An 11105-nucleotide genomic window follows, 5' to 3' on the forward strand; every position below is an offset into this window, starting at 1 on the left:
ATGCAACTCATTTATTGGAGAGTGGGACAGATTTGCGGTTCATTCAAGAGTTACTGGGGCACACTAGTTCACGCACCACTGAAATTTACACGCATGTCAGCAACAAAAGTTTGCAGCTCATAAAAAGTCCATTTGACACATTATGAAAAATGTTATTTTTACGACTAATGATAAAACTAACCAACACCAAGAAAAGCACACAAACACATCATCTATTTGTTGACTTTGTATACCTTTTTTCGGGAAAGGTTTACATATAAATAAGTTATAGCCAATGCAAGAGAGACCGAAACATTGACCACAAAAGCACTAAGAAATGATGAACAAGGAATTAATACAAAAATGTTTGCTAGACTTTGGACTAACGGAGGAAGAAATTAACTCATTGACCACAGAAGAGGCTATTTGCTACGTTAAATTTCATCACGAAAAAAAATATGGTACTTCATCTATTTTATTTATTGGTTTTTCTGACGAAGACACGATAACACTCTCGAATAAAGCAAAAACTGCTGGTTTGACAGTAAACTCAAAAATCTCTAGTAACCTAACTTTTGTTTGTGGTTCAGAAACAGCAGATGATAAACGAATAAAGAAGTCCCAAGAATATGGTGCTAAACTCTTATCAAAAACTGAATTCGAAACAATCTTTGGTTATATTGACTACAATTTATCTAACTGTTCACTCATTTACGACACTACTATACCAATCGAATTAAGAATTGCCAAACCACTAAGTAATTTTGATAAAAAAGTAGAAATCAAGAGTTTTTCATTTGATAGTAATGAAAAATATTTCGTTAATCTTTATAGTATGACTTGTTCATGCAAAGACTATGAAAAAAAGAATAGAAATCAATATGTTAAAGGAGACCTAAGACGATTTTGCAAACATTTAATGTATGACTACAAATCCAATTTTGGCCTTAAAGGGGCAAGTAACTTTCACAAGTTTATTTTTGAAAATAATCAAACACTTTATGGACAATTTAAAAATTTTACACTTGAAAATCTCGTCACACCAGTAATTGTAAATTTTGAGACAAAAGATGATTGGTGGAATATTTTTATCGAAAATGAAAAAGGCATTTACAAAAGTTATGGTTACTCGCCTTCAGATGAGAGATTTTCTTATGGTGAAGTTCCCCGTGGATTAACGGCTCCATTAAGACAAAAGTTGAAGGAACTGAAAAATCAATTAAATGGAACAAATAGTTCACAATCAAGTACAAAAAAAAGCAATTCGAGTAATCAAAATAAATCTAATCAAAGCAAGAAAATAAAATCTGAAAATGGAGGATGCGCTACTATAATGATTTTACCTATTGCATTAATTTTATACTTCTTATTGTCATGATTTGCTATTTATCCATAATAAAAGACGTTGTTCTGATTTTAACAGCATTGGCAACTGCGACTGTCGCAATTATTGGTATCACCAAATGGAAAAGCGAATTCAAGGGTAAGACTTATTTTGAGGTTTCCTACAAATTTTTAAAATCTGTGTACAAACTACGTGACAATTTCTCCGCACTTAGAGCAAACTTTATTAGTGTTAATGAAATGTTGACTAATAATGATGAAATAAAAAACTATGATTATGAAAATACTCGGTTTGTCATAAACAATCGACTTAAACCATTTAACGAAGCTTACAATGAGTTTAATAGTATTCTTCCTGAAATCGAAGCACTTTTTGGAAAGGAACTTAAAGAAAAATGTCTTCAAATAAAACATGTCTTTTTTCTTTACCAAGACAACTTAAATTCATACATGCAGTTGTACGGCAATACAAACAACATGGAACATTTTGCTGAATTAGCAAAAGGTGTTTTTATGCAGTCGAAAGAGGATAAGTATAAAACTGACCTTGACAAACTTATTTCAAGCATTGAAACCGAAATATCAAAACACATAAAAATGAAATAAAATTCAAAGTGATGGACAAAGAACAAGAAAGCACAGGCTATAACAGCACCTACCCAAAAGTGGCGGTTCAGTGGTTAAATGAAGCTTTGTGCTTCTATCAAAGTTTGTGCTTAACTAAAAGTGAAATGCTCCGAAATCGCCACCTTCGGGTAGCTGCAAAACGTCATACCTCCAATCTCATTGAAACATCCTGTTTTTCAATAGTTTAAAGTTCTAAAACTCACTCCAAATCCTCCATCAAAAAGTTTGACGTTTCCCAGCTTGAGACCACCAAGGGAAACAGAAATGTTTCCCTTTTTTATTGATTGTGTTTTTTGAGCGCTTGATAAAACAGTTATATTCGTCAACAGATAGGTTATGCGTAATTCCTCTGTCCACCGAAAAGAACCGACTTCCCAATTTAACTAGCAATGAAAAATAGTCTCATTTATCTTATTTTCTTATCTACTTCACTTCATGCTCAAGTTGATACGAACCTGGTAGAAGTAATCAATTACTCGATTGATTCAAAAATTCTTGAAACGGAAAGGAATTACTGGGTCAGTTTACCTTCAGATTATGACTCTGCCCGTTTGTACCCGGTAATTTATGTCTTAGATGCTGAATCGAAATTTAATATTACAAATGCACTAGAAAAAGATTTGTCTGACAATGGTAAGATCCCTCAGCATATTGTTGTTGGAATAACCCACCCGAACAGACGACTTGATATGTCTTTTAGTACGTCTACTGTGAATTGTGCTGGCAAGACAGATACTATTGCTTTTAGTTCACAAAACTCAGGAAATGGACTTAAGTTCTTTGCTTTTATCGAAGAGGAGCTTATGCAGGAAGTTAATTTGAGGTATTCAACCAGTGGATTTAATATCTTGATTGGTCATTCCTTAGGTGGGTATTTCTGTTCCTACATATTGCCTCTTCAAAAATCATTTAAATCACTACAAATTTATGACCCTAGCATTTGGTACAGTAAAGGTGAAGCCATACAGCAAATTGACAGTAATCTAACACAGAATACTGTTTGCCATATATTCATTTCATCAAGTAGCAAATTTGAAAATCAATGTCCTTATCATTATGCAAAAATTGAAGAATTAAAGCAATCATTAAACCGTTTTCCAAACATTCATTATGAGTACAAAACATATGAAAATGAACACCATAACTCGATGTGCTTGTACAGTTTTTTAGACGGTATGTCAATGCTTTATAAAGGTTATGAAATCAAAAAAGGAGGATTCGAAACAATAATAGATGTGTCAATTATTGAGGAGCATTATAAACAGTTTTCAAAAACGATTCAATTTGAATTTATACCTCCGATTAATTTATATCTCGAGGTAGGAGCAATAAATTTTCATCAAAAAAAATATCAGAATTGTATTGAAGCTTTAGAAATTTATCTCGATAAAAGTTCAAAGGATCCCTACGCACTTGAATTAATTGGTGATGCTTATGCTATAATTGGCAAAAAAAAACAAAGTCGCAATTCTTATATAAAAGCATACGGACTCTGCCCGGAAAACACTCGTTTGAAGAATAAAATTGAAAATTTATAATTGTAAGAAGAGAAAAAATTAAGTGATTTCATTGAAACTTCATGTTTTCAAGTTGCAGAACCCGATCCAAATCCTTCAACAAAAAGTTAGAAGTTTCCCCTCTCTCGTTCTCCAAGCCAGACCAGACAACTTATTAATATGGACAACCAAGAAACGTGTGGTTGATCCGACGTTAGCTAATAATGACTATTTTGGAGTAAACCTTACAAATCAATATGATTCGACTAGCACTTTTAATCATTTGTCCTATTCTATTTTCGAGGGTTATTGCTCAAATAGATCAATCGGCTAAACATCAATTTGACAGTCTCTTTAAAACACATTTCGAGAAAGGCTTTAACGGTAATGTTCTTTATGCAAAGAGAGGCAACATCATGTATTCAGGCAATTTTGGACTAACTAAGTATGTGGACGGGATTCCGTTAAATGATTCGACTCTTTTTGAATTAGGATCAAATGCGAAACAGTTTACTGCGCTAGCCATCATGCAATTGATAGAGAAAGATTCAATCGCATTGAGTTCGGATATCCAAACAATACTTATTGATTTTCCTTATCCTGGCATTACAATCGAGCATCTGTTACAACATCAGTCAGGACTTCCGGACTACATGGAACTTTTCAAGAATAGAAAGGTTTGGGATCGAAAAAAGATTGCAGATAACAACGATGTATATCGTATTCTGAAAGAACGAAAACCTGAACTTTTATTTCAACCCGGATCGAAATTCACTTACTCCAATACTGGTTATCTGATTCTGTGTATGATTATTGAGAAGGTGTCTGGATTGACTTTTGATGCTTACCTTCATCAGTTTGTTTTCGGACCTTCGGAAATGAAACGAAGTGCCGTGATTAGGCGAAGGTATCAACCAGTAGTACTACCGAATAATACAGAAGGCTATCAGAAAATTCTAGGTAAGTATCGCATAAGAAATACAATTCCCAGATTTTCATGTGCTTACCTGGACGGTGTTCAGGGAGATGGTTCTATATCCACAACCATTCTAGATATGAAAAGCTGGATCGATGCTTTGCAAAACAATGTGCTCATCAGTGAAAAAAGTAAAGAACTGATGTTTACACCAGATTCGGTGTCATTAGGTTACGGGTTTGGTTTTTTCATCGGAACAGATGGAATTTGGAAAGACATAATTTATCACGGAGGAAATTGGGCAGGATACTATACCTGGATGTATTATGAGAGAGAAACAGAGGATTTCGTTGTCATATTATGCAATAATGCTTATAATAAAACACCGGATATTTTTATCGCTATGAGAGAAGCTATTCTAAAAGCTCAAAAAACTGATTTAGAGTAATAGATATAAATCAAAATCATTAAGCGGTGAATTTAGTTGACTTCACATTACCAATAGTTTCAAGTTGCAGAACCATTCCAAATCCTCTATCAAAAAGTTTTCTTTTTACCCTCAAAACTCGCTTTCACACTCACATTTTTGATGTGACTTTTTCTTTCAGGGAAGCGTGTGAGTGTTGAGAGTGATTAAACTTCAAGGATCAAGAACAATTTCTCTTAAACTTCTTTGCTATATTTGAACTTTGTTATTTCTATCGGAATTCGATACTAAAATCCCCTCCTGCGCCAAGTCTCGCCAACTGTTAGCGGTAATTTTAAGAAAACAAACCTAATTGAAGATACAAGATGGCTATTTTTGAAAATTTCAGACTTCTAAAAGAGAGTATGCAAAATGAGGGTTGGATTATTGATGCTTTTGCTTTCCAATATAAAACTACAAATTATATTGTTCTTGTAAAGCTTTATATGGAAAATGAAAACAGACCAAAATATGCATTATTAAAAACCGAATTTCTAAAAGAAAGTAATTTTGCAAACCGTCTAATCGTACCAGTTAACATAAACGGATTTATGATTGAGACTAAAATTTTAAGAAACTTCTTTGCAATTGAATATTCAGAAAATCTTGGAAATATTCTTCAACAATTCAATGAGTATTTTTCAAAATTTATTCCAGTTGAAGTCAATATTTCCAAGCCAGATAGCTTAATTCAACCTATGTTAAATTCCTTATCTAAAAGTGATAGCGAAGATCCAGAAAAAAGATATTGTTTTAAAGTAAAGCGTAATCCTAAAGGTGAACTCAGAACTGTATATAATGACAATAAGACTAAAATACTGAGGACCAAACTATATGAAACATTTGAAAAAGAAAAGACAATTAGTTTCTGTTATTCTAAAGACATTTTAACTGAGAAAACAGACGAAGAAATTTTATTAAATTTTAGCAAAAGAGAGAACTCGAAAAACTATCGCTAACAAGGTATTGCCAAAAGTGGTGCTGAAGTAATTCCAAATCCTCCAACAAAAAGTTTGACGTTTTTCCACAAGAGGTCACAAAAGGAACCCGTTTCATATAAGATGAAACGGGTTTTTCATTTTTGGTTGTGGCAAAAGCTAATTAAAACAAGTTAACTATTTCATTTTTACGACCACTTTACCTTTCGAACGACCACTTTCTACATAAGACAAGGCATCATTGGTCTCGGTAAATGGAAAAACTTTATCGACAACAGGTTTGATACTGCCGGATTCAATGAGTTCGGTAATCTTCTGCAATTGCTTTCCTTCAGCTCTCATAAAGAGAAAGGAATATTCAATATTCAGTTTCTTTGCCGTTTTTCGAATTCCGGAACTGATTAGCGATAAAATAATCTTCACGAACCAAGGTGCCTTGATTGCTTTTGCAAATTCCGGAGTTGGCGGACCTGAAATAGAAATGACCTTTCCATTGGGTTTTACTATGCGGAGAGATTTTTCCAGAGTCTTTTTATCCTGGCTGTTCAAAACAACATCATACTCTTTCAAGACACTTTCGAAGTCCTGTTTTTTGTAGTCAATCAAAACATCTGCCCCCAAGCTTTTTAGTAGTTCAAAACTTTTCTCACTGGCAGTCGTTGCAACAGTTGCTCCAAGATGTTTTGCTAATTGAATGGCAATGGTTCCAACTCCTCCTGAACCGGCTTGAATGAAAATCTTTTGTCCTTTTTTGAGATTTGCTTTTTCAACTAAAGCTTGCCAAACAGTTAAAGCTACCAGCGGAATAGATGCTGCTTCTTCCATGGAAAGGTTTTTGGGTTTGTGCGCAACATCTTTTTCATCAATAGCGATGAATTCTGCAAAGGTTCCAATTCTGAAATCAGGGGGTCTCGAATACACTTCGTCGCCAACCTTAAACTTCGTCACTTTTGCCCCCACTTGAGTTACAACTCCTGCAACATCATGTCCTAAAATCAATGGAAACTTGTAAGGCAAAATCAACTTGAATTCCCCGGTCTTAATTTTGGAATCTAAAAGGTTCAACCCTGATGCGTGAACTTCAACCAGTACATCATACTCTTTTACTACTGGAATAGGCATGTCTGTCAATTGAAGACCTCCTGTTTTGCTGTATTTATTAATTGTAAATGCTTTCATATCTAATCTTATTTTCTGTTTCTATAATGGATTGTTAAGCTTTTAATTGCCCAAATAGCTTAAGGCTCTTTATTCTTGAAAGTTTAAAAAAACCATTTGCGCCTTGGAACCTGCTTTAAGTTAGGTCATTTTTTTTCCTTCTTTTACAAAAGTGATTGTTTCTTGAATAGAATACGCATGAATTGCTGAACAGTAGATTCGAATTCTTTCAGAAAGTTTTTTAATTTCTTCGCTTTTAAAGAATTTTTCCATTTCGTCATTGTTTGAAAAACCAAGCATTAATGAAGCATGAAATTGTACGTTTTTATCATTGTCGTGCTCAACATTTGGGGTGTTCCACTGCTTTTGCTTCCAAGGATTATAAGTTTTGTTTCTCAATTCTTTTAGCAAGTTTGTATTTGCAAGTAATGGTGTAAGCTCTTCATGGATGAATTCTTTAAAATCCTCATCACTAATCCCTTCCTTTTTCCTGAAAAAGACCATTGAACTTGCTTCAATCTTAGCATTGGGCTGAGCTACTTCATACCACCGTGAATTTTTTGGAAATGCTGCATAAAGAATCGTTCGTTTAAACAAATTGATTTCATCGGCATAAGCCAATTTATTTTGTTTCTTCCCTTTAAATATTGAAAACAGATTCTTTAAGGTAACATCTGCAACGCCATCAATTTTACGGTTTTGTGGAATATTCGTTTCTACTCCATTTATTACCGGCCATAAACCTGTATTCGTATTTGCAAAATGCAATTGGCGATATTCCCAAAGTCCTTTATTTGCGGCTATAATCTGGGCATGCGGACCTTTCCATCTGTCCATTCCTTCTTGTCGCGGTTTATCTGTTCGCATCCATAACAGTATGGATGAGGATAAATGCTTTTCCGATTTTACGTTCGTTGCAACCTTTACCGGTTGTGCAATTTGAGCATAAACCTGAAAGAATGCAGTTATGAAAAGAGCTATTATTAATGCTATTTTTTTCATGTTCTCGAGGTTATTTAGTTAAAAATGGGATTGCTTTTTTAAGAAACTCTTCGTGATACTGAAATATCCCACCATGCCCGGAATCTGTATAAATCACAATTTCCGAGTTTGTAAAACGCCTTGCCAAATCATAAGAATTTGGTGTAGGCACCATCCTGTCGTGATCACCATTAGCGACCAAGACCGGATGTTTGAAAACACTTAAATCTGCAGGAGTTTCATGTCCCCATGTTTCAATAGCTTTGAGTTGTTTTTTCAAAACACTTAGTTTTACTTTCTTATCCCGATTTACTGTTCTCTCTTTCAATCGTTTCAGAAAATTACGGGCCGCTTCTTTTCCCACTTTGTTTTGAGTAAAGAATAAATAAAACTTGGGGTCTCTGAATGTGAGAATCCCTTTAAAAATATCCTTATAAGTTAAACCAACCACATCACTAACTCCTTCACCTCCTCGTGGACCTGTGCCGGCAAGGATTATTTTTCGTACCAAAGTTGGCTCTACTAAAAGTAATTCCTGTGTAATAAAACCACCCATAGAAAAAGCCACTATATCCACTTGCTTGTATCCTAAAGCGTGAATAAAGGCAATCGCGTCTTTTGCCATATCAGGAATACTTGTTCCCTGTTCGCCTGTAGTTAAACCGACACCACGGTAGTCAAAGGAAATAATTTGACGCTCTGCTGCGATAGCATCCATAATTCTGGGGTCGCAATTATCCAGATTTGCAGTTAGATGGTTAAAATAGATAACCGGTATGTCCCCTTCTTTTCCATATGAACGATATGCGAATTTTATTCCCTTAGCTTCTACAAATTGGGTGGGGACTGTAGCGTAAGAATAGTTTCCGCTTTTTGCGTTTGACGTTGTCATAATTTCAGAATTAGTTGTTTGTGAAAATATATTGCTAACAAAACCGATCATTAGCAATAATGACATGAAATACATTTTCATTTATTAATTGAATTGTTGATGAAGCAATTAATATAAGCAGTAGTCAATTCCGGGTATTGAAAATGTGGTGCATGACCTGTATTTGGCATAATAATATGCTGCAAGGTCGGTGCATTTTTCAATAGCGGAAACCAGTTTTCTACAGCGAAAGAGATGTCATTATCACCTGAAAGTGCCAAAACCGGAGTTTGCAATGTTTTGTAAGCCTCTCTGAAATTGTCTACATCATCTGCTAACTGCTGTGAAGGAGCAAAATACCTCTGGAATATTTCCGGTGTAGCAGGCACTTTTGATTCGTCTAATCTATGGGCAATTCGTTGCAAAGAAGCTATAGCAGTCAAACGACTATTTTCTGAACTTGGCTCAAAAAACAGTGTTATTATATCCTCTACAGTATAACTTGGCTGTAATGCTTTTTCCAAGAAAAGAGGGGAAAGAGGTGCTTCGTTTTTACCCATTGGATTGCTACCAATTATTACCGTACCTAAAACTCTATTTGGATAAAGGAATGTTGCATATTGAGCTATCAAACCACCATAGGACCAACCTCCTACGACGTATTTATCAAATTTCAAATAGTCTGCTATTTTTGTAACCTCTGCTGCTACTTGGTGCAAATCCACCGGCAATTCACCTTCTGAGTAGCCAATACCTGAATAATCAAAGGTAATAACGGTGTTCTTTTCTGCTAGTAAATCAAGGAAAAGCGGATCCCAAGTATCTAATGTTCCTCTAAAACGATTAGCTAAAATGAGTGGTGTGCCGTTACCGAATTTGCGGTAAGCAATTTGTTTGTTATCAATATTGGCATATTGAGTTTCTGTTGTTAATGCGTTGTTTTTCATTTTTTTGTTGAATTAAATTTATTGATGTTTTTAATGACAGATTTTTCAAAGGTTTTAAATGAAAAATACTGGATGGCTGGGAATAAAGTGGATCCTTTGCCTACAGGATGATTAAATTTCGGGTTGTTACTTTCAACCAGTTTCAAGAGCGTTTTTACAACTGCTGTCGGCTCCTCAGACTTTGTGAATAAATCTCTTGTATAATCCTCAAGTGTTGTGCGATACTTGTGATAATCACTGATCTTATTTTCCGCAACTTTCGAGTTCGTGACAATATTGGTTTTGAATCCTACAGGTTCAACCATACTCACTTTGATGTTAAACTCGTTCAGTTCAAAACGCAATGCTCTGAAATAACCTTCAAGAGCATGTTTAGAAGCTGCATAATAAGCACCACCAGGTAGACTGATTAAACCCATGATCGAACTTAAAGTGATTATTTTACCCGAGCGTTGCTTTCTAAAATGGGGTAGAATCAAATTTGTCAATTTTATAGTTCCCCAAAAGTTCGTTTCCAACTGTTGTTTTCCTTGTTCGATGCTTGTTTCTTCGGCAAGTCCCGATAAATAGAATCCGGCATTATTTATCAAAACATCCAATTTATCGATTTCAGAGAAAAGTCTTTTGCCAAAGGATTGGATAGAATCGTCGTCAGTAATGTCTAATTCCAACATTTTAAATGGAACTTCTGACTGTAAATGTTCAGGATTTCGACTTGTGCCAATTACATGGTATCCTTTTTTGTGTAGCTCGGTTGCTAGTAACAACCCAAATCCGGAGGAGGCACCTGTTACTAAAATATTTTGTTTCATCTTTTTTATTTTTAATGAGTATATTTGCTTGCATTTTGCAAGTGCAATATTACAAATAACTTTTAAAATGCAAGTGGTTTTAAAAATATATTATGACAGATATTAAAAAAAGGTCGGATTGCCCAATCAGCAGTTCCTTAGATATTTGGGGAGATAAATGGTCGTTATTGATTGTTCGGGATTTAATTTTTTCGATGCAGTGTACCTATGGTGATTTTCTAAAATCAGAGGAAAAAATTGCAACCAATATTTTAGCAACCCGATTGCAAATGCTCGAATCCAATGGTATTATCACCAAGTTAAATCATCCAGAGAGTAAGGCAAAAGTGCTCTATCAACTCACACAAAAAGGAATCGATTTACTCCCGATAATGATTGAAATTCATTTATGGGCAGATAAGTATTCAACCATACCTCCTGAAAGGAATGCGATCATAAAAGAACTTAAAAATAATAAAGAGGCATTTCTAAAATCTTACACCAAACTATTGAAAAAGAATCAAATGAAAGATCCACTTGAATAAACAGAAATTCAATTTTTAAGATTCGAATTTCTGTTTTCACAGATAG

13 protein-coding genes are annotated in these 11105 nt (G+C 34.6%); 8 read left to right on the forward strand and 5 right to left on the reverse strand.

Translation table 11 applies throughout. The annotated features are described in order from the left end of the window. The 7 genes from AAG807_RS20735 to AAG807_RS20765 form a co-directional block, all read left to right on the forward strand. A partial coding sequence (locus tag AAG807_RS20735; protein ID WP_341908242.1) for a tyrosine-type recombinase/integrase occupies positions 1–146 on the forward strand: 146 nt, incomplete at its 5' end. 170 nt (positions 147–316) lie between these two features. Continuing rightward, positions 317–1357: a hypothetical protein gene (locus AAG807_RS20740; RefSeq protein WP_341908376.1), complete on the forward strand. Its 1041-nt coding sequence runs from the start codon at positions 317–319 to the stop codon at positions 1355–1357. Continuing rightward, positions 1354–1929: a hypothetical protein gene (locus AAG807_RS20745; protein ID WP_341908378.1), complete on the forward strand. Its 576-nt coding sequence runs from the start codon at positions 1354–1356 to the stop codon at positions 1927–1929. The genes AAG807_RS20740 and AAG807_RS20745 overlap by 4 nt, the downstream gene beginning before the upstream one ends. Before the next feature lie 11 nt (positions 1930–1940). Next, the gene (locus tag AAG807_RS20750; protein WP_341908380.1) at positions 1941–2138 is read left to right on the forward strand and encodes a hypothetical protein; all 198 of its coding nucleotides are present in this window, start codon (positions 1941–1943) and stop codon (positions 2136–2138) included. 201 nt (positions 2139–2339) lie between these two features. Beyond that, positions 2340–3488 carry an alpha/beta hydrolase-fold protein gene (locus AAG807_RS20755; RefSeq protein ID WP_341908382.1) on the forward strand — a complete coding sequence of 383 codons (1149 nt, stop codon included), beginning with the start codon at positions 2340–2342 and terminating at the stop codon, positions 3486–3488. Positions 3489–3703: 215 nt separating this feature from the next. Continuing rightward, complete coding sequence (locus AAG807_RS20760) at positions 3704–4810, forward strand: serine hydrolase (RefSeq protein WP_341908384.1); 1107 nt, start codon at positions 3704–3706, stop codon at positions 4808–4810. A 344-nt stretch (positions 4811–5154) separates the two neighbouring features. After that, positions 5155–5787, forward strand: coding sequence for a DUF6037 family protein (locus AAG807_RS20765; RefSeq protein ID WP_341908386.1), 633 nt, complete (start codon positions 5155–5157; stop codon positions 5785–5787). 156 nt (positions 5788–5943) lie between these two features. Here AAG807_RS20765 and AAG807_RS20770 read toward each other — a convergent pair whose 3' ends face one another. The 5 genes from AAG807_RS20770 to AAG807_RS20790 form a co-directional block, all read right to left on the reverse strand. After that, positions 5944–6945 (reverse strand): NADP-dependent oxidoreductase, encoded by a 1002-nt coding sequence (locus tag AAG807_RS20770; protein WP_341908387.1) that lies wholly within the window; start codon positions 6943–6945, stop codon positions 5944–5946. Positions 6946–7065: 120 nt separating this feature from the next. Beyond that, positions 7066–7926 carry a hypothetical protein gene (locus tag AAG807_RS20775; RefSeq protein WP_341908389.1) on the reverse strand — a complete coding sequence of 287 codons (861 nt, stop codon included), beginning with the start codon at positions 7924–7926 and terminating at the stop codon, positions 7066–7068. A gap of 10 nt (positions 7927–7936) precedes the next feature. Beyond that, positions 7937–8863, reverse strand: coding sequence for an alpha/beta hydrolase (locus AAG807_RS20780; RefSeq protein WP_341908391.1), 927 nt, complete (start codon positions 8861–8863; stop codon positions 7937–7939). Positions 8864–8874: 11 nt separating this feature from the next. Next, entirely contained in the window at positions 8875–9723 is an 849-nt protein-coding gene (locus tag AAG807_RS20785) for an alpha/beta hydrolase (RefSeq protein ID WP_341908393.1), read from the reverse strand. Continuing rightward, positions 9720–10535, reverse strand: coding sequence for an SDR family oxidoreductase (locus tag AAG807_RS20790; RefSeq protein ID WP_341908395.1), 816 nt, complete (start codon positions 10533–10535; stop codon positions 9720–9722). The genes AAG807_RS20785 and AAG807_RS20790 overlap by 4 nt, the downstream gene beginning before the upstream one ends. Positions 10536–10627: 92 nt before the next feature. On the opposite strand from AAG807_RS20790, the gene AAG807_RS20795 reads away from it, so the two are divergent. Beyond that, entirely contained in the window at positions 10628–11059 is a 432-nt protein-coding gene (locus tag AAG807_RS20795; protein ID WP_341908397.1) for a helix-turn-helix domain-containing protein, read from the forward strand. The last annotated feature ends 46 nt before the right edge of the window (positions 11060–11105 follow it).

This window comes from Fluviicola taffensis DSM 16823, assembly GCF_943372375.1.
Classification (GTDB): domain Bacteria; phylum Bacteroidota; class Bacteroidia; order Flavobacteriales_D; family Crocinitomicaceae; genus Fluviicola; species Fluviicola taffensis_A.